The sequence below is a fragment of the Psychrobacter glacincola genome, from assembly GCF_904846075.1.
Lineage (GTDB): Bacteria > Pseudomonadota > Gammaproteobacteria > Pseudomonadales > Moraxellaceae > Psychrobacter > Psychrobacter glacincola_C.
Genome location: NZ_CAJGZH010000002.1, coordinates 666848 through 688326, shown reverse-complemented (window position 1 = coordinate 688326; position 21479 = coordinate 666848). Strand labels below are relative to the sequence as shown.

17 protein-coding genes and 2 pseudogenes are annotated in these 21479 nt (G+C 39.7%); 11 read left to right on the top strand and 8 right to left on the bottom strand.

Annotation, left to right across the window (positions count from 1 at the left end; all coding sequences use genetic code 11):
- Window positions 1–123: 123 nt before the first annotated feature.
- Complete coding sequence (locus tag JMW85_RS14570) at window positions 124–420, bottom strand: DUF3293 domain-containing protein (RefSeq protein WP_201581817.1); 297 nt, start codon at window positions 418–420, stop codon at window positions 124–126.
- Between the two features lie 11 nt (window positions 421–431).
- On the opposite strand from JMW85_RS14570, the pseudogene JMW85_RS09005 reads away from it, so the two are divergent.
- Window positions 432–1596: pseudogene (locus JMW85_RS09005) on the top strand (IS3 family transposase).
- Window positions 1597–1639: 43 nt separating this feature from the next.
- Here the strand turns inward: JMW85_RS09005 and JMW85_RS09000 are convergent.
- The 6 genes from JMW85_RS09000 to JMW85_RS08975 form a co-directional block, all read right to left on the bottom strand.
- The gene (locus tag JMW85_RS09000; RefSeq protein WP_201581513.1) at window positions 1640–1813 is read right to left on the bottom strand and encodes a hypothetical protein; all 174 of its coding nucleotides are present in this window, start codon (window positions 1811–1813) and stop codon (window positions 1640–1642) included.
- A gap of 54 nt (window positions 1814–1867) precedes the next feature.
- The gene (locus JMW85_RS08995; RefSeq protein ID WP_265090750.1) at window positions 1868–2200 is read right to left on the bottom strand and encodes a GIY-YIG nuclease family protein; all 333 of its coding nucleotides are present in this window, start codon (window positions 2198–2200) and stop codon (window positions 1868–1870) included.
- 35 nt (window positions 2201–2235) lie between these two features.
- A complete protein-coding gene (locus tag JMW85_RS08990) occupies window positions 2236–3039 on the bottom strand; it encodes a hypothetical protein (RefSeq protein WP_201581512.1) in 804 nt (267 codons plus the stop codon).
- Window positions 3040–3210: 171 nt separating this feature from the next.
- Window positions 3211–5412 (bottom strand): DEAD/DEAH box helicase, encoded by a 2202-nt coding sequence (locus JMW85_RS08985; protein ID WP_201581511.1) that lies wholly within the window; start codon window positions 5410–5412, stop codon window positions 3211–3213.
- 62 nt (window positions 5413–5474) lie between these two features.
- On the bottom strand, window positions 5475–8255 hold the full coding sequence (locus JMW85_RS08980) for a DNA methyltransferase (protein WP_201581510.1): 2781 nt from the start codon (window positions 8253–8255) through the stop codon (window positions 5475–5477).
- A 53-nt stretch (window positions 8256–8308) separates the two neighbouring features.
- Window positions 8309–8923 carry a hypothetical protein gene (locus tag JMW85_RS08975; RefSeq protein ID WP_201581509.1) on the bottom strand — a complete coding sequence of 205 codons (615 nt, stop codon included), beginning with the start codon at window positions 8921–8923 and terminating at the stop codon, window positions 8309–8311.
- A 487-nt stretch (window positions 8924–9410) separates the two neighbouring features.
- Here JMW85_RS08975 and JMW85_RS14295 point away from each other — a divergent pair, with 487 nt between their 5' ends.
- From JMW85_RS14295 to JMW85_RS14270, 9 genes are all read left to right on the top strand, one after another.
- Complete coding sequence (locus JMW85_RS14295; protein WP_227681758.1) at window positions 9411–9995, top strand: hypothetical protein; 585 nt, start codon at window positions 9411–9413, stop codon at window positions 9993–9995.
- Window positions 9946–11475, top strand: a complete 1530-nt coding sequence (zorA, locus tag JMW85_RS08970) for an anti-phage ZorAB system protein ZorA (RefSeq protein ID WP_227681756.1) — start codon at window positions 9946–9948, stop codon at window positions 11473–11475. The genes JMW85_RS14295 and zorA overlap by 50 nt, the downstream gene beginning before the upstream one ends.
- 98 nt (window positions 11476–11573) lie before the next feature.
- On the top strand, window positions 11574–12224 hold the full coding sequence (locus JMW85_RS08965) for a hypothetical protein (RefSeq protein WP_374220452.1): 651 nt from the start codon (window positions 11574–11576) through the stop codon (window positions 12222–12224).
- Between the two features lie 5 nt (window positions 12225–12229).
- Entirely contained in the window at window positions 12230–13651 is a 1422-nt protein-coding gene (locus tag JMW85_RS08960) for an EH signature domain-containing protein (protein ID WP_201581508.1), read from the top strand.
- A 9-nt stretch (window positions 13652–13660) separates the two neighbouring features.
- Complete coding sequence (locus tag JMW85_RS14290) at window positions 13661–15292, top strand: hypothetical protein (protein ID WP_227681754.1); 1632 nt, start codon at window positions 13661–13663, stop codon at window positions 15290–15292.
- Window positions 15289–15834 carry an SNF2-related protein gene (locus JMW85_RS14445; protein WP_265090739.1) on the top strand — a complete coding sequence of 182 codons (546 nt, stop codon included), beginning with the start codon at window positions 15289–15291 and terminating at the stop codon, window positions 15832–15834. Before JMW85_RS14290 ends, JMW85_RS14445 begins: the two co-directional genes overlap by 4 nt.
- Before the next feature lie 20 nt (window positions 15835–15854).
- The gene (locus tag JMW85_RS14440) at window positions 15855–16880 is read left to right on the top strand and encodes a DEAD/DEAH box helicase (RefSeq protein ID WP_265090738.1); all 1026 of its coding nucleotides are present in this window, start codon (window positions 15855–15857) and stop codon (window positions 16878–16880) included.
- A 487-nt stretch (window positions 16881–17367) separates the two neighbouring features.
- The gene (locus JMW85_RS08950) at window positions 17368–18459 is read left to right on the top strand and encodes an HNH endonuclease (protein WP_201581507.1); all 1092 of its coding nucleotides are present in this window, start codon (window positions 17368–17370) and stop codon (window positions 18457–18459) included.
- 2 nt (window positions 18460–18461) lie between these two features.
- Window positions 18462–19511, top strand: a complete 1050-nt coding sequence (locus tag JMW85_RS14270) for an Ltp family lipoprotein (RefSeq protein WP_227681752.1) — start codon at window positions 18462–18464, stop codon at window positions 19509–19511.
- 364 nt (window positions 19512–19875) lie between these two features.
- Here JMW85_RS14270 and JMW85_RS08925 read toward each other — a convergent pair whose 3' ends face one another.
- Window positions 19876–20739 (bottom strand): leucine-rich repeat domain-containing protein, encoded by an 864-nt coding sequence (locus JMW85_RS08925; RefSeq protein WP_201581506.1) that lies wholly within the window; start codon window positions 20737–20739, stop codon window positions 19876–19878.
- A 469-nt stretch (window positions 20740–21208) separates the two neighbouring features.
- Here JMW85_RS08925 and JMW85_RS08920 point away from each other — a divergent pair.
- Window positions 21209–21336: pseudogene (locus JMW85_RS08920) on the top strand (IS3-like element ISPssp1 family transposase); the annotation flags it as partial.
- Window positions 21337–21479: the final 143 nt, after the last annotated feature.

Below are 21479 nucleotides of genomic sequence, written 5' to 3'. Positions count from 1 at the left end.
AGTTTAATGACAGACTACGTTGGATAGTAAAGCCTGACTAACTAGAAGCGAACTTAGCTTCAGCATTTGATTATTCAAAGCGTTTTTGAAGTGCCACAATTAACTCTAACAAAAGTAGTTTAGTCAAGTAATATCAGGGTTTAGTAGTAACTCAGGCAGTCCATCAAAGCTGACATAGACCACGGCATTTTGGCTGAAGGCACAACACAGTTTGAGGCTGGTTTCTTTATCTATCGGATAAGTAAAGAAGCTGTCTTCTCGCCACTTACCGTCCTTACTTACACCATAACCATCAATTACATTCAGGCCTCGTGTCAGTAACTCTGCTTTTAATTTTTGATTGGCTTTCTGGTTGTCTTCAACCTTTGAGCTATGCTGAAGAAACCGTAGAGATAAACTTGGTAAACTAAGCGTATTAATCGGAGTTTACCATGACCAAGAAAATAAGAACCTACAGTAACGAATTTAAAGCCGAAGCTGTTAAAAAGATCACAGACAACAACGGCAATATTTCAGCAACTGCAAAGCAGCTTGGCATCGCCATGCAAACCTTATCGAATTGGAACAACAAAGCTAATCAAGGCAAGCTTGTAGGCACTGAGCAGTATGATCCACAGCTTATAGCTGTTCTAGAAGATAACAAGCGCCTCAAACGACAGCTTAAAGTTGCCGAAGAGGAGCGAGAGATATTAAAAAAGGCGACGGCGTACTTCGCCAAGCACAGCTAGTCAGGTACGCCTTTATTAAAGACAATCAGCAGATATTTAGCATCACCACTATGTGCTTGTGTTAAGCGTCAAACCATCAAGTTATTACGACTGGAGTAGTCGCGATATCAGCGAGCAGCAGATACACCGCAACCATTGTGAGCTACTAGTTAAAGCCGCTCACAGTGAAAGTAAAGAACGTTATGGTTATGAGCGTTTGCATGCAACGCTCACCGAGCAAGGCCATGACATTAGCCTATACATGGTTAGAAGCATTAAAGAGGAACATGGCATCAAATGCCGTCGCCACAAGCGCTTTAAAATTACGACAGACTCTAATCACAATAAGCTGGTCTATCCAAACGTACTGGATCAGAAGTTTCATGCCAGTCGCCCTAACCAAGCGTGGGTCAGTGACATCACCTATATCTGGACAAATGAGGGCTGGCTGTACTTGGCAGGCGTTAAAGACTTATACACCAAAGAGCTGGTCGGCTATGCCATTAACAAACGTATGACCGCTGATCTAGTATGCCGTGCACTCAATATGGCAATCAAAAATAAACGTCCAAGCCAAGGATTGATTGTGCACTCTGACAGAGGCAGCCAGTATTGCAGTCATGCCTATCACAAAATCATCAATCAGCATCATTTTAAAGGCTCAATGAGTGGTAAAGGTAATTGCTTTGACAACGCTCCGATAGAAAGCTTCTGGGGCACATTAAAGAATGAGCTGGTGTATCACCAAGACTATAAAACAAGGTTTGTAGCGATCAGCGATATCATTGGCTATATTGAGTTGTATTATAATCAGACTAGGATTCAAAAGGGCTTGGGCTATAAAACGCCAAGACAGGTGTGGTTTGACTTTTATTGTCAGGCTGCGTAATTAAAATCTCCCAAGTTTAACTGTACGGATTTGACGGCAGGGGTCACTTAAGCTCTTTTCCTAGCGGGTTCCAAGCTGTGATAAACAATCCGCCATCAGTAGCAAATGGCCGCAAAAGAGCAGCAGCTTTCGAGGAACGCTCATCAACATTAAGTAAAATGTCGCCAAAGCAGTAGTTAGTTTGATGATAAGCTTCTAAAAGAGAAGGGTTTAACATAGCTTGCTCGCTAAAATAGTAGTTTAAGTCGTTAATGAAAATACAAAGCGATTATCACTTCAAAACCACCTTGCCAGCCGCACCATCCATTCGATAGTCTTTAATGTCTCCTTCGATAACCAAATTAATGGCTTTTTCAATCTCATCAAGGGGAACATTGAACCACTCTGTTGCCTTGTATAGGTTATCGTTTGCTGCTTTTGAGGATACTTTTACTCTTTGATCATAAAAGAAAGCGTGTAAAACACCTTCCACGCTGCGGGCATTGGCGTCATAAACTTGCCACTCAGCAATGATATCTACTGGTTGTTGTAGGAATGCGGTATCTCTAATCGAGTGCTTTGTGCGAGCCTCTCCTGTAAGGGTAGAGAAACCTACTTTATGCAGGTGCTTATAGTGTGCTAAATTGCTTGGCGTATCAGTTAGCTTGGCGACATAAATGACACCAGTAAGCTGTCTATCATCTCCGAAGTTTTTGCTAATTCATCGTCCATCCAGTCGGGATCAGTAATGAGTAGCTGATAGCTGTTTTCATATTTATATTGAGCAGTAGCTAAAGAGCGAATGAGCATGTTCGACTCAGTACCGTTAGCAAACACCAGACGAAGTCGCTGCTGGTTACGCTCATTCTTTCGATTCTCTGCTTGGTATATATCCGCCACATAACACAAAATCCCATTTAAAACGAAGACACTGCCAATATTGATATCTTTCACTGATGAAAAGTTGGTTTTAGTAAAAGCCCCCGTTTGAATGGCGTGAGATATACGCTCAAAGGTTGCCTCAAACTTATAAAAGTCCTTACATTCAAAGCGAGTTGCTATTTCTTCATCATCGTATTGATCATAAGTATTGCGAGAATTGAGCTGACTATCACTGACTAATATTTCAGAATGAATGTTGTCAAAAATACCTAGGTCATCACTGTTGAAAATATCATCTAGACTATTAATAATAGGTAGCTCGCTAACAGCCTCGGTTACTGGCTCAGCTTCTTTAGTGCTAGCGCTGACTGCGTTTTTAGACCCAGCACCCTCATTACTCATACTTTTGTCTGAGAGTGTCGGTTTGTCGTCAGATGGGGTAGACGCAGTATGTTGAGCAGTTAGTAAACCATGCTTATCTAAAGCTAGTAGTTCTTGCGAGTTTGCGTGGTTGGTTTGTATGGTAGCTAAGAGGCGAGCATTTATCTTTTCATTAATATCGCTAGCACTGCTACTAGGCACGCGCCCCTGTTGATCGATAAAAACGTTAATACTGTCAAACTGCTGCGCTAAAACGCTGTTATTTGACGAGCTTTTGGTAGCAGGCTTTATATCGTCTAGTAGACCAGTACTGTCATTTAAAAAATATCGTCTAGTGTCTTGTACTCACGACTTTGATAGATTTCATCGAGTTTAATCATGACTATTGGCTTCTCGCTTAGCTTTTTGGTTTCTGACATAGGAGATAACTTCAGTCATGCGCCGCTCGATAGCGTCTTCTGAATTTCTATTAGGCTGACGACCTTTATTTTTTATGAACGCAACTATCTTTGGCCACATCAGGACCGCTTCTGCCTCAGTGACGGTAGAGCGGCTGGCATGCACGACATCGTTAATGGTTTGTAGCACTTCTTTATCGACGGTTCTGGAGAGGACTTCATACGCATCATGAAAGGGGTTGACCGATTTCACGAGATCGATGGGAAGGTTGTTCACATTGACAAACTTACTGCCAACCTTCACAAAGCCGTTGCTAGGATTTGAGTCATTACTGCTGCTTGATTTGGTTTTAGGGTTATATATTTTTGCGTTAGCTGGCAGGTGGCGCTCTTTAATAATGTCGTTTTCATTGAGCTGACTTTTTCGTTCAGCATTTAGAGTAGCGATATCTACATACTCTGTGCCTTGCTTAATGAAACAGCGCTCATTTTCGATGATGGCATCTTCAGGAATATCTTTACCTTCAACCACGCCACCTTGGCGGTTGATTGCCATATATTGCATGACACCTTCTTGTACTTGCCGTACTTCATTGGCATCTAGTGATGGATACTTGCTACGAATAATACTTGGGATGACGGTATCCGATACAGCCTCGGTCTCGACGTTATTGGTTTCGGCGGCGATATACTTTTTAATATGATCTGCGTTCTGGCATAGCTGAGCCAATATCTCTTCACGGTCTTGGTTAAGTATATTCATCACTCGATCAGAGGGAGAATTCACAGTGTCATCAATAACAATGGTACCTGCCGGCAAGTCTAGCATGCCTAATATGTCTATCTCACTACGGCGTTTAAAGTTGATGTTAGGCTTGAGTACTTGCTCCATCAGTAGGGATAAAGTAATGGCCTTTAGTAAGTCATTAACAGAGCTTGTCACCTCAGACTTATCCGCTTCTGGCTCAGCGATTAGGTTAGTAAATTGAGCATGGTGTTTGCCCGCGCTATCTCGTGTTGAGCGCCCAATGATCTGCACCACTTCGGTCAGCGAGCCGCGATAGCCAATGGTTAATACATGCTCACAATACTCCCAGTCGAAGCCTTCTTTTGCCATCCCAAGAGCTACGATGATATCCATCTGGTCGCGAGAGGTAATATCAGCTAAGTAAGCTTGCGTATTCACCCTTATGGCGTCATCAGTGACTAGGTCTGCGAGTAGTAAGCGTCTGCCATCATGCGTACGTATGGTGATAACGCCAGTATTCTCATCACGAGATTCACTTTCACCGATAATATCTATGATGCGACCAACGGTTTCGTATTTGTCTGTCTCAGCCGTTAAGCTATTGACGTTAGGGATGTGAATAATGGTCTTTTTACTGGTATCTAAGCACTCGTTTAAAGCATCAAAGAATGACTTTTTATAAAAGTGATAGCCCAGTCCCAGTGACTTTAAGTGTTCATAACCATTTAGCTGTTCGTAATAGGTGTAAGTCACCTTATCGAACTTTTCTTCATCGCTATCTGACAAGATAGGCACTGAATCGCCACGGAAGTAGGAGCCAGTCATTGCCACGATATGCGCGCTAGTTTGCGTCATAATGCCATCTAGTATGGCTCCCAAGCGGTTAGAGTCATCTGCTGATACATGGTGGAATTCATCAATACCGATAAGTACATCGTTAAATAGCTCAATACTGCCGCCATCTTCGATTACCTTATCAAAGCCATATCGAAAGCTATGATGGGTGCAGACTAATACTTGGGGTAAGGAGTCATCACTGCTATCTGTGGTCAGAAACTCTGAGAATATAGCGGTCCTGCGCGTGTCACTTTGGGCAACACTCAAGCATAAGTTATAGCGATCGGCCACCTCCCAATCGGCAAAAAAACCATAATCACTAAGCGCGGTAGATTTAAAAGACTTGCCAATGCTCATCTCTGGCACGGCAATGATGACCTTTTTGACACCTTGGTTGATAAGCTTATCCAAGGCCAAAAACATCATGGCGCGTGACTTACCAGAGGCAGGCGGCGACTTAATAAGCAAATACTGGCTATGACGCTTCTCGAACGCACGTGCCTGCATTTCACGCATACCCATCGAATTATGTGTTTTGCTTTGACCAGTACGGGCGTACGTTTGGTTTAAAATATTAACTGGCTGAGACATGGTTTACTCTGCTATAGAAAAGATGTGTGGCGTTATTTTTTAGGCTATGATTCGTATAACAGCTACTTAGCTTTCTTTTTGATTTTACTTTGCTTTTCCGCTTCGATAAGCTGCTCATAGCGTGCCAGCAAATGCGCCAAGCGCTCTTCGGTATTGGTAAATCCTTGCGGGCGATACAGCTTATCCACTGCATCATCGAGTGTGCTATGCGCTTGTTTTAAGTCGTCAGGCATCTTATCAGGGTCATATAATTCTGCGAGAGTCATGCCAGCATTACTGGCGCGGGCAAGTAGTATTTCTTCCGCGAGATTTTCAATGTTCTTTTTCTGCTCGTCAGTGGCATCAGGAAAGGGAAAGGTGTTGTAGACGATGGTTCCAGAGTATCTGTAATCGCTTTTGAGACGTCCAGCAACTAGGCGCATCCAGTCGTTATGTGCCATTGAAGTTAATATGCCAAACTCATATAAAGTGCCATTGGGAATCATTTGATTAGCATCAGAAGATATAATGTCATGATTAAAAAATCCCATTGGTACATATTGACGACGTTCTGAAGAAACCCTAGGTACAAGAATATAGTTACCTTCTAAGGGCTGAATTACAAGTTCAAATAAATGAGGTTTCGCAGATAGCTCTCTAGTTGATAGCTTTTTGCTGGCAAGCCTCATTGTTTTCACACCCTCTAAGCGTTTGTGAATATGAGGTATTTTATTGAGTTCATCTAAACTTGTATTGACAAACCATAAGCACCATCTGTTTTCACTATGCAAAAACTCGCGAGCACCTAGAATCTTCCTTATATATTGTCTAGCAATGGGTTCTTCACTTTCTAGAGTTTCTTTTTCATCATTAGTTAAAAACAAATTGCCTCCGTCTGTTGGCATGTTTCCTCTAACCATCTTTTTACCATCATGAATAGGACGACTTCTACTTTGAACAGCAATATTTCCACCAGCTACCAGATAAGGGCTGATGTTGTTGGTAGTCTCACTATGCCAAGTTTTACCAATCAATTTAAAAATGGTTTTATAAGTACTTGGAGTGGCAGATAGACCGATAATCACTACATGAACCGCAGCATTGCTTTTGGCATTATTTTTCCAAGGAAACGTCTGATAAGCAAAGCGAATATGTATGCCCAAATCAAAAATAACAGGGAATAGCATCGCTACTTGCTCACCTTGGGCAATAGAATTGGTCGATACCAATGCGAGCTGTGAATTTGAATTGGCAATATATTGTGAGCCTTTCCAGAACCAAGAAGTGACATAATCAAGAGATTTAAAGTTTTTAAACTCTTTGAATACCTTGGTCATATCTTCGGTTTGCTCATCATTACGACTACCAGTACCTCCAAACGGCGGATTACCAATAATATAAATCTCATCACTGCCATTATTTGGACAGACTTCATTCCAGTCCAACCGTAAGCTATTGCCATGAACGATATGACCACTGTCTTTCAGCGGTAGCATCGGCTGAGAGACACCAAACTCCTGCTCACACAGCACATTCATTTGATGCTCAGCGAGCCAGAGAGACAAGCGTGCAATCTGACTGGCAAAGTCGTCATACTCGATACCGTATAAGTTATCTAAGCTCACCATACTATCAAAGCCTAAACCCAGCAGGTTGTCTTTAGAGCCTATTAAATCGCGTTGTGCCTTTAATATATCAATTTCTAGCTTCCGTAGCTCTTTATACGCAATGATCAAAAAGTTGCCTGATCCACAAGCTGGGTCAAATACTTTGATTTGGCTGATACGCTTGAGTAGAGCATCTAAGCGTTCGGCTTTATTATTCTTATGGCGATTGTCATAACTTAGCGCTATAACTGTGTCTAGCTCTGTACGTAGCTCATCTAAGAATAAGGGCTGTATGACCTTCATGATATTGCTAACACTGGTGTAATGCTGTCCTAAGCTGCCACGCTGCTCAGGATCAATCACCGCTTGAAACATGGAACCGAAAATATCTGGGTTAATCTCGGCCCAGCTTAAACGTGCGCACTCTAGCAAGATACGGCGGGTACGTGCATCAAACTCAGGAATGGCAAACTGATATTCAAATAAGCTGCCGTTCACATAGGGGAATGCACTTAGGTGAGTGGGCTTGGAATTACGTTCAGGGCTAGACTCAGGTAAGTCTAGAACCTCAAATAGCTCAAACAATGTGCTATCGACATCGCTGCCATCTATATTGGTGGTTCTATCAATAACGTCATAGAACTGGTCTGCTTGAAAAATACCCGTATCTTCGGCATAAAAGCAGAATAGTAGTCGCGTCAAAAATATATTAAGAGCGTGTAAGTCATCAGCAGTATTAAACTCGTTGAGCTTGCGGATATGGTCAAACAAGCGCCCCATTTTCTCTGACGCTTGTACATCAGCAGGGTGCTCTGAGTACTCACGCGCACGCTCTAGGCCGGCAAGTGGCAATAGGAAGTGGTAGTTTTTATAAAGATCGGTAAAGTCGCAGTCAAGCGTCTCATCATACTTAGTGTCGTTAATCAGTACGGTGTTGAAGTCCGTCACCATCACCATACGGATTTTGTGCTGGTTGATGATTGGGCTGTTCATGACATCTTTTAAGGCTTTAGCAAGGTCTTGATCTTCATCTACAGGCTTAAAGTAGATTCGATGCTTATTGGCAACCTCGCCAGCCTCAGGATTGGCGGCGACGTTAAAACGACCGTCATTCTTTTTAAGTGAGGTTATCGTAGATTTTGAGACATCTAGCAGCGTTAGAAAATCGTATATAAAGTCGTCTTTTTTATTCTTATCAATGACTTTGGTGGTTAATTTTTCTAAATTTTCAAAAAACTGGGTTTGGTTAAATGCCATGTTCGAAGCTCTCTTTCATCAATTTGTATATTAATTTTTTATGTTAGCGACTACTAATTATCAAAATCGATATATGCAACATTTCTTATAGTTTTAAGTGCCTTATTCTTACGACTAGAATCTTCTCTCATAGGCATAATAATATGTATAAAGTCATCAACACCTTCTATTGTGTACACAACTGGTCCAACTCCGTCTTTTGGATGATTTACTGGCCAAAACTGAGGAGATCTATTGGTACGTAAGAGCTTAGCAATATCGTACAAATCTTTAAGATAGTGACAATTAATTAAGGGGTTGTCAGAAGCGTTTGGTTCTAAACTTATTCTAGAAAAAACTCCTTTATCAATATCAGGATAAGGTTCATCTATCAATTTTGTGATTTTAGATATTCTAGTATGTAACGTCCCATCAGGAGTTAAGCGCACTTCATGTTCTCTTGCAAGAAGAGCCTGCTCAATAGCATCACGGTGAATAATAAATTCAAAATCCTCACCTTGATATGTTGTTGTTATTAACCATTTACTTAAACGATGGCCATCGGATGAAAAAGCCTCAACTCTTTCGTCGATGCCACGAATATAGATCCCCATAAGGTATTCACGTCTATCTTGTTTAGGTGTGGATATAAGCATTGCCTTTAGGTAGCTACTATAAAGTACAATCATTGTGAAACCCTTCTAGGGTTGATTATTATTAGCATATTGTCTCACATAGCCTTAATAGGGCAATAGGTAAACTCATGTTTAATTTATTTTTCTAGATAAAAAATTAGAAGATAGTAGGATTATTGCGAAAGCATAATCCTACTAATATTAACTATGGAAGTTTATACCCCTAAAGATGAAAAGGTTTTATACACATTCTTGAAGAGGGTTTCTACTGTTCCTTATGTTTACTATGTTTTTGGACTCTCAGGACCATCTATTATTTCTTAAATGCTAATTCTCAATCGCTCTTTGTTCATTCATTTATGTTACCATTATGTTATCTTTTTACATAATGTAACTAAAGGTATGGTCTATTATTTTGAGAATTTATTGACACATATCATTCGAAATGAAATTAACTTGACTTTAATTTAGCGTTATTAGGGTGTAGCAGCTTGAATCATAAAGCGAATGCTCTTTTATTTTATCTGAACGGGTGGTATTGATGGATTGGTTCAAAATAGCTCAATTTGTGCAAGAGTATTATGTTTTTCCTATACTGGTTTCCATCTTTCTGATATTTATTCTTATTCGATTTATCTTGAATTATTTTATACCTGCTCATGTACTGAGTAATAAACTATCGAAATTAACTGATGAGTTAGATAGTCTGGATGGTAGTTCTAATATCGATAAGGATTTATTGGATGCAAGTTTTGAAGACACCCTATACTTAAAGCAGGCATGGCTAAATTATAAAAAAACCTTCCATGATATTCATGACGTGAGAGACGGTGAAAGCGTTATAGATCACTCGCGGGCAACGGTGCCAAGTGAAGTATTTTTTACCGAATCAATTATCATCGATACGCCCTTAAAAGTAGATTTTTATAAGCATTTACCCGGTATGATTACTGGTGTTGGTATTATCGTGACATTTGCAGGTCTGTTGATTGGATTATTAGCTTTTGATCCGGCAGGAAACCCTGACAATGTTCAAGACAGCTTAACGTTATTGCTAAAAGGCGTGGGAGGCCTTTATGGCTTCTGGATTGGCTATTTTCACAGCCATGGTTATTACGTTTTTTGAAAAATCTTTATTAAGGAAATGTTATGAAAAATTACAACGTTTAAATACTGCCATAGATAATGCCTTTACTTTTGATGAAAGTGGTGAGGAATATCTGGCTAAATTACTTAAGTCTTCTCAAGCAAATGAAGCTAATGCTCGGCAGCTTAAAGATAGTCTGGTTAATGATTTAAAAGCTATGATGACTAACTTGGTCGAAGAGAATAAAAGAAATCAAGCTGCTTTTGCTTCACAACTAAGTGATTCTTATGCGCAAACAAGCCAGTCGATGGCAACACAGATTGGCGAGTCTATTAAAGATAGCCTCCAAGACCCTTTAGATAAAATTGCTTCAAGCGTGCAGCAAGTCAGTGGTGACCAAGGCTCGGCTGTGCAAGATCTTATGACTGATGTGCTAACTGCGTTTATGAGTAAGTTAGAAACAACGTTCGGTGGTCAAATGACGGGCATGAGTGAGATGATGACCCAGTCTGTTACTGCTATGCGCGAGATGCAGTCAGGTTTCTCTCAATTAATGATAGATATGCAAACTAACAGTGAAGTGTCGACTAAAACGTTAGAGACACAAATGGCTAAAATGATGGAGGATATCCATCAAAAGCAAAATGAGATGTCTACCCAAATGAATGAGATGGTAGAAAATCTATCTGCAGGTTCGGCTAAAATTGGTGAGCAAGGCCTACATGTGGTTGAGCAGTTGAATAGTAAGGTTTCAGATCTTGTCTCAGGTTTAGGTACTTCAATGTCAGATCTACTGTCAAATGTTGCAGAGCAACGTATCGAGCAAGATCGGCAGATATCAGATAATCAACAAAAACTACACGAACAGTCCTCTGTATTGATTGATAACTTAGGTAGTGAAATTAAAGAGCTCATTACGCATAGCAAAGAAGCCGTTCAAACTCATAAAGAAAACATCCAAAAACTGTTTCAAGTAACCACCGATAGTATCACTGGTATGAATAGTGGTGCAGAAAGAATGCGCTTGGCTGCTGAGCAGTTTACTACGGCTGGTAGTTCGCTAAGCACAGTGACTAGTAAGACATCAGAGCTTATTGCACAGGTTAATACGACTTCAACCAACATGACCAGTGCAAGCAGTAGCCTTATTGAGTTGATAAGAGATTATAAGAATTCTCAAAACAGTGTTAATACTGCCATTGAAGCACTAGAAAGTCTCATTCAGCAATCAAAGTCTGAAGCTGGAATGACTAGTCAAATGCTTAATGATATGCAGAATATGACGACAGCTTTAAGCCAAGTAAAGAGAGAGATGCAAGAATATTTGGCAGAAGTTAGTGATGTTCTAGTGAAGAGCTTTGATAGCTTTGGTACTTCCGTTGAAAGTAGTTTAAATCAATCGTTGGTGTCTTTTGACAACACACTTAATCAAGCCGTTCAACGCCTTGCAACTGGTGTTGAAGGCTTAGGTAATGTGGTTGAAGACCTTGAAGATCTTACCCAAAGAACTAGACGCTAATTTTGGAGTGTATCGCTAATGATTGGTAATAGGTACGCTAAAAACCTCGTTCGAAGGATGAGGGTGAGAAGCCTTTTTGGATCTCATTTGCTGACTTAATGACAGCACTAATGACGCTCTTTTTAGTAGTGATGGCAGTATCTTTAATGGTAGTCACTAAGAAAATTAACGAAGCAACGCAAGCTGAAAAAGAACGCAGTTCAGAGATCTTGGATATTTGTACGAGTATTAAAGACGACCCTACTTTAAAGAATCAGCTTATCACCGTAGACTGTAAAGAGAACCGTATTAACTTTGGTGAAGCAGGTCGCTTTGGACACAATGATTACCGATTGAATGCAGAGGGCATAAAAGCTCTAAGTGCTTTAGTACCTGTGGTCTTGGAAGCAGCTAATAGTGAAAACGGCAAAAAATGGTTTAAACAGATTGTAATTGAAGGTTTTACAGATACTGATGGATCATATTTATATAACTTGAATTTAAGTCTACGCCGTTCGGAGTGGGTGATGTGTAGCTTATTGGATCCTACATTTAACCCAGAGCTCACTTTAACTGATGAGCAAAAAAACCAAATAAAACAGCTGTTCCTAGCTGGAGGTGTATCGTTTAATGCAGCAAAAGACAGTAAAGAAGCTTCGCGCCGTGTAGAACTAAGAATGCAGTTTTATGGTTTAAAAGAAAAAGAAAGTGCTGAGGCGCAGCCTATTTTCGTTTCTGCCCCTATTGAAACCTGTCAGCTGGCAAGGTGAATGTGATGAGTATCGCTATATTAAAGCAGAGGTTAAATCAGAGTGTCGATAAGTTCTCTGAACCTGCCCAAATGCATAATAAATTTGCCAGACCAAAAAAATTAATTAAGACATTAGAGCTCATTGAACGTAAGTTTGATGATATGGAGAATACTCAGCCTATCGAAGAAAAAATTGTTAACTCAATTTTAAAATTAGAAAATCATGGTACCGACTATCTAACAAAACGCGATTGGAAGAACCTAGCGTGGTCACTCAGTAAAAAGCTGCTAAGTTATGAGGACAAGATGCTTTTCACTTTCAAAGGTAGCGAGCTCATTGAACAATTTAGCAAAATGGAGCCTGATTTACTAAAAGCTGTTTATTTCCCTCTGCTTTATAGTTATTTTGCGGTAGAACAAGATGAGATAAATAAACGGCCAAATAACTGGATTGGGCTCAGAAATATCTTAAATACCAACCGTTCTACGTTGTTTCAAGCCACTCTTAGGCCTAAAAAATGGCTTACTACGTTAACTGATCATCCTGAAGTGCTTTCGCTAGATCCTTCCAAAAGATTTATTCATGACTTTTTACATAATAGTGATGACAGTAGAGTGAGTAGTCAGTTAGAAAGCTTAAGTATCGCTCCTAATAGCTGGTTCTGGGATAGCTTAGTAAGTTCATCTATCAAATCAGTTAAGACAATGAAAGAAGATGACTACTTTAAACTGATACCTCGTTTCTTGCTCCTCCTCGAAAAAAATCCAATTTATACCACAGCTATTTTAACGGCTCTACTTGAACGTTATGCTTCTACTTCAAGACGTACACTTGTACACGAAGCTTTAAAGTATGTTTGTTTGACGCAATGGGGTAACCCGCAATATGACTCAGCAGCAGGTTGGCGGAATGTAAACCCAGATACTAGAAAAATGGTAGTTCAGTGGTTTGTCAGAGCAGATTTAGAGGCTTTCTTTAAATTATTCAGCCAAACAGCTGATGTCGACCGCTTTGATTATTGGATTAAGTTTATTGATAAAATCTCGTTTTCGCAGATATTTTTAGGCCCAGCCGCCGTGCAATCTAGACATGCTGAGCATAGAAAGTTCAGAGAGCTTAATCATGGCAGATTAAAAAATATTACGGGTTCTACTCCTAGTAACAATGCTTTTCTACTTAAAATTGATAACGTTCATATTGTTGATTTTTCAGATACTGGGAATGCCTGCTATGGATATAGTGACTTACCTTTCAATCTTAGTAAGAAAAACATCACGGTTCATGAATTAAAAAGCAAACAGCATTCAATCTTTAAAAGTGATTCTGGTCGGGGGATGAGTTTGAGTCATTCAGGGAACTGGGAGGCAAGATTTGATGAAAAACTCGCTGAGCTAGGCGTCTTTGCCAGCCAATCCAGTAGTCCAAAATACAAAAAACGTTATTAAAGAGCTGATATGAAACTAGCGTTCTGGAAAAGAAAAAAATCCGTTGAGCAGGCTTCTGCAGAAGATGAATTAGCAAGTATCGTGCCTTTGCAGCTGCAATACGATGATATTGGCTTAAAGCACGGCTATACAGCTGTGGCTAAAACGGATGCAGATTTCTATTGGGAGAGCCTAGCTGATGAGGAGGTTGCCTATCAGTCGGATGATAACTATATCTTACCATGGGAAGAGCTTTTTCAGATCCAACAAGACTCTGAGCATGATGGCGTTATTGATCTGCTCAATCTGCCGTCCTCAAATGATTTATACCCGATTATTCGTAGTGAAAATGGTATAAGTGATTCGGATTTTCAAATTATTTTGGATGGCTGGTGTGATAACAACAAGGTTAAATTCAAAGGCTCAGTCAAGCGTACAGGGGCAATCATTAGTCTTGCCGGTAAAGAACATTTATTGAGTGAGGCGACTTGGAAGCTATTAGAGAAAACCAAAGAATTCTCTCGTGTCACGGATAAAAACAAATCATTAAACCAAAAGTATTGGGCGCAAATACGCAGTTTAGCGAATAAAAGTGAGGCGAACTTAGATGAGTTTCTGCGTAAAACCATCGTACTTGCTCCAGAGGAGCTGCAACTCAATCTCCGTAAAAACTTAGTTAGTACAGAGTCAGTGGTAGAGGTGCAGCCTGATTTTAAAGACTCGCCCTCAAATTGGCTACAAACTTTTGATAAGTATAATGAAGTGCAAGATGAATATACGATCAGCTTACCAGAAGGAGGTCTGGCTCACGTTATTATCGAGCCGCAAGTTAAGAGTGTACTCAATGAAATTAAAAAGATGCCAAATCGTCGGATAGCTGGCGAGCGTGCACAGACCTTTTTACATAACCCCTTTGCTCAGTTAGGGGAAGATGCTGTAGAGGTGATATCTCCAGAGGGCTTTGAGCAATCCAAAGAAGAGGCAGAAATCTATAGCTACCGTTTGTTAATAGATAAAACCTATGATGAAGCATCACATTTTAGTTCGGCTCAACTAACGTTACATGAAAACTCAAGTAGAGCACAAGACCCTATTCTGTTAGAACTTTCAAATCTAGAGCAAGCTCAACACTTTATTGCTACTTATGAGAAATCATCACCAGTGTTCCTATGGGCAGGCTACAGTATAGATAGAACAAACTACTTAGATAACCAAGTGGAAGAACTGAAAAGTGATCTAGAAGAAATTCGGCAGCATGAAGATGATTTACAAGCTAAAAACGTACTAGATTTAAATAATTACAGCGATCGAGTAATTGGTATTGGTGAAGCCGAAAAATTGAGTTCTGAAGCCATTCAAAAAGATAGTGGTGAATCCGAATGGTTACCACAGAATCTTATAGATGGGTCAGCCGACTTATCTCAATTTACTTCTGATAATACTGATGCCACTACTGAGCTACTTGAGCAACGTATCCAGCATGCAGAGGCAGAAGGCGAGAGCTTTGTTATACATCCGGACAGCAACGTCTCCATTCCATTAGATGATGCAAAAAAATTACTTAATGATCTGCGTGATTCAAAGAGTGATGACCCAGCGGAAAACGACATAGAGCAAGAGCAGCCAGAAGCTGATGAAACAAAGAAAAATCTACCTTATTGATTGCCAATAATATCGATGAGGCTGACTTTACTAAGAAGCGAGCCGAGACTCTGACTTTTGATGAAAGCCGCCGCCCTCAGGCCAGATTGCCATCAAGTTTTAGAAGCCAAGAATTTAGTTTAAAAAAGCATCAAGAGTATGGTATCGCTTGGCTACAAAACCTATATCAGTATGCGCCAACTCAGGTTAGCGGCTGCTTATTAGCTGATGATATGGGATTAGGAAAAACGCTGCAGTTACTTTGTTTTATTGGTGAATATCTAGAAACCGCAGAATATAAAAAGCCTGCATTAGTCGTAGCACCAGTTTCTTTATTAGAGAACTGGGAGGCTGAAATCAATAGGTTTTTTAGTGCAAAATTCGGAAAAGTGTTAAGTTTATATGGCGATAATTTAAAACAGCGAAAAATACCCAAACACCTAATATCTTCTCAATTAAGAAATGATTATGGAATAACAAATCTACTTGAAGAAAATTGGTTAGGCGGGGCAGATATCGTATTGACTACTTATGAAACCATGCGAGACCTTGAGTTTCTTTAGGGAGGGTAGATTGGAGTATCATGATATGTGATGAAGCCCAAAAAATAAAAGTGCCCACTGCAATGGTCACTAAAGCCGCTAAAGCCCAAAAAGCAGACTTTAAGATCGCTTGTACAGGCACGCCTGTAGAGAATTCACTTGTTGATCTATGGTGCTTATTTGATTTCATTCAAGAAAACCTGATGGGTTCGCTTAGTGAATTTAATAAAGAGTATCGACGTCCTATTGAAAAGAAAGACGATGAAGACAACGCGATAATAGATGAGCTTCGTCAATTGATAGAGCCGCAAGTATTAAGACGTATGAAGCATGATGTCGCTGAGTTGCCAGCAAAACACGAAATTAATGATTGTAAAAATATTGAAATATCAACGCTGCAACGCACACTTTATAAACAAGTATCAAATGATTATAGAAGTTTATCTGAGCAAGGCCATAAAGGCGTTATGTTAAAAGCACTACATGACATGCGAATGATTTGTGCTCACCCCTTTCAAGAAAAAGCGACTATCAAGGATTCGCCTAAAGCCGAATGGTTAATAAACACTTTAGAGACCATAAAACAAAAAAATGAGAAGGTTATCATTTTTACTGAGTTCAGGGCTATTCAAGTGTTTTTAAAGCGACTTCTCCTTGAGCGGTTTGGATTAAACGTTACTACAGTGAATGGGGATTCAAATACTAATAGTAGAGTAGGCTTAACGCGGCAGGGCATTATTGATAAGTTCCAAGAAACGAATGGTTTCAATGTGATTATCTTATCCACGGTGGCAGTTGGCTTTGGTGTGAATATCCAAAAAGCAAACCATGTTATCCACTATACACGCAGTTGGAACCCAGCTAAGGAAGATCAAGCAACTGATAGAGCTTACCGTATTGGGCAAGATAAAGAGGTTTTTGTTTATTACCCATCTATTGCAGCAGATGATTTTGAAACCTTTGAAATCAAACTGGATAAGCTACTATCTAGTAAGCGCAGTCTGGCTGATGATATGTTGAAACCAAACGTAGAGCTTACTCAAGAACTGATTCAGTCGATTTATTGAGTAAGATTTTTAACAGGTGGCTGTAGTAGATAAGCACTATGCTAGACTATTTTTATGAAGATAACTGGTTGTAAAGTCCTAGCAGATACTGAACAGACCACTCTAATGTCCGTCATCAAGCATAAAATAAAGCCTGACAGGCTTGTTTATACTGATAGCTATCAAGGTTGCAATGTATTAGATGTGAGCTAGTTTAATTTATTTATGGGTCATCATCTAACTAGCTTAAAATTCTGAGAAAATTGAGTGGTATTTACTCCTTATCTACTACAGATCCTAATTCTGAGTGACATAGATAAAGGTATGGTTCCCTAACGAGCTAGCAGGAATTTTAAAGTAGTGGAAGGTTTTTATAAATTGACTACAATGAGCTTAAGCATAGCTAGCCTTACTCTACCTGCTTATTTTAAAGATTTTTTAATGTTATAAGCCTTTAGACTAACAAAGGTATTAGTAGTTATCTGATAAATATGCATGGAGAAAAATCTTGTTTTTTATTTATACAATTATTTTTGCAGTAGTTACTTTTCTTTTCATAAAGAATGTCGCTTACCCGTATGCTATAGATCGTTACTTTAAGAGTGAGGAATTTCTTGCCATAAAAGAAAGTATCTCTCAGCATGTACAAGACTGTAATGACTTAAACCAACACATTCAAAACCTAAAGTTGTCGTATGCTGATATAGAATCCTTCGACTATGGTAAAGGGCAGTTGTCCGATACTAGTAGATACAACATGAAAAGAAAAAACTGGTCTGAAAGCACAAACAATCGATGGACACATCCATGCTCTCTATCTATTGTGAAAAATGCTAACGATCAGCCTTTCAAGTATCTATGTAAATATTTCAATATCAAACCGACCGAAGAAACTTTAGAGAAGTTTGAGAACGCACTAAATGATTTCTCTGCCGCCGAACAAGGCAAGGGTTTGTTGGTGCAAGAAAGGGATGATACGATAGCAAGTGTAATGGAATCCATACCACCATTTGTGCTGCGCTCTAGTGAAGATAGGATAAAGCAAGAATTAGGCTTTATGCTTGTTAGCTTATCTCAGTTGTATTTTCCTGTTTATACCTTTCAATATGTCTCAGCTGGGGGTAATAGCTCATCAAGGTTTGACTTTAGATTGGACTTAGAACAGCTAGAACGATTTATTGGGTATTTAGCTGAATTGGTAAAATTCGAGAATAGTGTGGCAGGTCAGCGAGCATTAATGACAGCCAAGTTAAGAGAGAGAATTAAAGTAAGAGATAATTTTACTTGTCAGATATGTTCCCTCTCCACTTCGGATGAAAAAAATCTTTTACTTGAGATTGACCATATCGTGCCTTTATCAAAAGGTGGTAAATCAACAGAATATAACCTACAGGTACTGTGTTGGCGCTGTAATCGCTCGAAAGGGGCAAAAATAGACCAGACTCCAAGCTTAACGCATGACCAAGTGGTTAATAAGATACCAAACCAGAAGTTGCAGCACGTTCTGCTATGCCACCAAAACTGCCACAAAGTACGCCTGTTTCTATTACTGAGTCATTTAAACAGAAACCTCAGCCGATTATACAAAAGTCGTCATTAGACATGACTCGCCCATCTGTAAAGAAACGGCCACCTGCTCATACGTCGCATTCAGCAAACGCCACCACTACGCCAGACAGCGCTGTACTGCAGCCATCATCTACAAACCTAACCAATGCTCAGAAAAATGCGGTTAGAACTGCTCAAAGCTACCTTGAAAGCTCAGGTTTCTCACGCAAGGGTTTGATTGAGCAACTAGATTATGACGGCTATACAATTGGTGATGCGACCACAGCAATAGATAGTTTGGATATGAACTGGCTTAAGCAAGCCAAGAAAACGGCGAAGTCTTATCTTCAAGATTCGGGTTTTTCACGCAAGGGTTTGATTGAGCAACTAGATTATGACGGCTATACAATTAGTGATGCGACCACAGCAGTAGATAGTTTGGATATGAACTGGATTAAGCAAGCCAAGAAAACAGCGAAGTCTTATCTTCGAGATTCAGGTTTCTCACGAGATGGTCTGATTGAGCAGCTAGAATATGACGGTTACTCAGTCAATGATGCGACTGCAGCAGTAGATAGCTTAAATTTAGGTCAAGCTAAGAGCGACAAACCTAAGCAGAGCCACACAGAAAGAGCAGAAGTAATCTGTAAGAATCCTGGCGATCTAACAGGCCCTCAAAAGAATGCGGCCAGATCAGCTAAAGAGTGGCTTGATTGCTCTCCCTACTCACGTAAAGGTCTTATCGAAACGCTTTCTGAGAGTGACGGGTATGGCGTTAGCGATGCCACCTTTGCAGTAGATAGTCTAGATATGAACTGGACTAAACAAGCTAAGAAGGCAGCTAAAGAGTGGCTTGATTGCGCTCCCTACTCACGTAAAGGTCTTATTGAAACACTTACTGAGAGCGACGGATATGCTGTTGATGATTCGACTGTAGCAGTAGATGGCTTAAATATTGATTGGAATGAGCAAGCGCTGATGTCAGCAAAAGAATGGCTTGAATACTCTGGCTACTCACGTAAAAGTCTTATTGAAACACTTTCTGAAAGTGATGGTTACAGTCAAAGCCAAGCAAGTTATGCAGCAGAAAAGGCTGGCGCTTGATTATAGTTGAACATATCTCTTATAAATAAACCGAAATAAGTAAAATTTTTATCAAAAGACAGCTAATTAAGGTAACTATTCAGCTTAGCCTAATTTTATAACAATGCATAAAAATAGCGAAGGTTTTGGTAGCACACTAATTTTGGACTGTGTTTAAGAGAAGAAGTGCTGCCCACAAAAAAGCCGGACAACTTAATCTGTCTGGCTTTTTTGACGGTCAATACTAATTTGTTTTATTCATCCGTCTGTCACAAAGCATACTCACATATTGCGCATAACTAACTATCTTTTTTGCACATATGAAGAATGTTTTCAGGTACTTCAATCTGACAAGCATAACCGCAGCATTCACATACAACATCGTCTAAGTCACCTTACCACCAATACTACCCAAAAATCGACTGACAGTTTCTGATACACCCGAGAGAATAGGCTCACTAACATCCAGTTGTTCTAATGCTTTGAGATTGGTAACACTATCAGGCAGACTTTGTAGACCATTGTGATAAAGCCCAAGACTTTTTAATTGACTTAGATTGCCTATAGAACTTGGCAGGACTTGAAAATCAGAAGCACGTACTTCTAATTTTTCAAGGTTTGTTAGATTTCCGATACTCTCAGGCAAAACCTTCAAATATTCATTGGCATATAGCTCAATAATTGTGAGTTTGCTTAGATTGCCAATAGCATCTGGTAACTCATGAACTTTCGATCCTCTCATATCAAAATGGGTAAGCGATGATAGATTACCGAGCTCATCAGGAAACCTCTCCAAGCTCTTTGAAAAAATCTTAAGCGATTTAAGGTTCTTTAACTTACACAGTACCTTTGGGAATTCAGTGAAATCGCAGTTCATATACACCAGCGTCTCTAAGTTCTCTAGTTGAGCAATCTCTTCTGGCAGCTCATTAAAACCTCTGAGTCTAAGATACTTTAGATTTTTTAAATGGCCGATAGCGCTAGGTAATGGCTTAGTGGACTCACTTTCGCTTTGTAATACTGACTTATTATCAATATAACTATAACTCGTTGATTTTCCATATCCTAAATCCAGTCGCTCTAACTGGCGCAACGCTTCAGGTTCACGAGGGACGCTGCTGTCAGAGCGGCCTGCTATATTATGGTTGTCAATCCAGTCCCATATCTCTATCATCCAGTCTTCAACGTGCGTATCTTGATTGATATTTGTATTGTCATTTTGGTTGGTTTTATCGCTATATACTGTCATAAGGTTACCTTTTAATGCCTGTTAAATAATGATGGTTAAATGAGGTGAATGCATTCAAATTTTTATCTGGTTTTATTGTTATGTGTCAAACTGCAGAACAGTTGGGCACAGTAATAAAACCAAGGTAAGCCATATTCTTAACAGAGCTTGGTATAACAGTGACTGAGACTGATAAAGGTTTATGAAGCGGTTTGGAGGATTTGCTTAAAAAAGCGGAATAACAGAAAGCGCTCATAAGACTCAGTAGCTGAGTATGAGGACAATGATTAAGAAGTATAAAGGTTGCAGCTAATTGACTAGAAGTAGTCATAAAGAAATCTCCTGTTGCTCTGTCTGTGTCAAATTGAAACGACACAGTCACCTTACAGAGCAAAAAGGAGTTGTGCGTTTTACCAGTCTTTATTTTTCATCGCGCTGGAAGTAGCGGTAAACCCACGATGTTTTTTTATGATAGCAAGCGGCTTATTATTTGTCAAAAGCGAGATTGAGCTATGCTGAAAAAATTCTAGAGAACAATGGCAATATCTTAGCGACTGCAAAGCAGTTAAGATAGCCATGGAAACCTTATCTAACTGGCATAATAAAGCGAATGAAGGCTATTGTATTGTGTCAGTGTGCTGAGTCTTTGATAGTACTGTGGCAGTCTGTTATAAGTGTTTCCATTAAAGCAGTCTATTTTAAGTGGTCTATTAACAGGTTTAAAGAGTAAAACGACTGGTTCTGTTGAGATATAGGTCGCC

Coding starts and splice junctions, on each gene's coding strand:
- JMW85_RS09000 (WP_201581513.1), bottom strand. CDS start 1,813: ATGTTAAACCCTTCTCTTTTAGAAGCTTATCATCAAACTAACTACTGC.
- JMW85_RS08985 (WP_201581511.1), bottom strand. CDS start 5,412: ATGTCTCAGCCAGTTAATATTTTAAACCAAACGTACGCCCGTACTGGT.
- JMW85_RS08980 (WP_201581510.1), bottom strand. CDS start 8,255: ATGGCATTTAACCAAACCCAGTTTTTTGAAAATTTAGAAAAATTAACC.
- JMW85_RS08975 (WP_201581509.1), bottom strand. CDS start 8,923: ATGATTGTACTTTATAGTAGCTACCTAAAGGCAATGCTTATATCCACA.
- JMW85_RS14295 (WP_227681758.1), top strand. CDS start 9,411: ATGGATTGGTTCAAAATAGCTCAATTTGTGCAAGAGTATTATGTTTTT.
- zorA (WP_227681756.1), top strand. CDS start 9,946: ATGGCTTCTGGATTGGCTATTTTCACAGCCATGGTTATTACGTTTTTT.
- JMW85_RS08965 (WP_374220452.1), top strand. CDS start 11,574: ATGACAGCACTAATGACGCTCTTTTTAGTAGTGATGGCAGTATCTTTA.
- JMW85_RS08960 (WP_201581508.1), top strand. CDS start 12,230: ATGAGTATCGCTATATTAAAGCAGAGGTTAAATCAGAGTGTCGATAAG.
- JMW85_RS14290 (WP_227681754.1), top strand. CDS start 13,661: ATGAAACTAGCGTTCTGGAAAAGAAAAAAATCCGTTGAGCAGGCTTCT.
- JMW85_RS14440 (WP_265090738.1), top strand. CDS start 15,855: ATGATATGTGATGAAGCCCAAAAAATAAAAGTGCCCACTGCAATGGTC.
- JMW85_RS14270 (WP_227681752.1), top strand. CDS start 18,462: ATGACTCGCCCATCTGTAAAGAAACGGCCACCTGCTCATACGTCGCAT.
- JMW85_RS08925 (WP_201581506.1), bottom strand. CDS start 20,739: ATGACAGTATATAGCGATAAAACCAACCAAAATGACAATACAAATATC.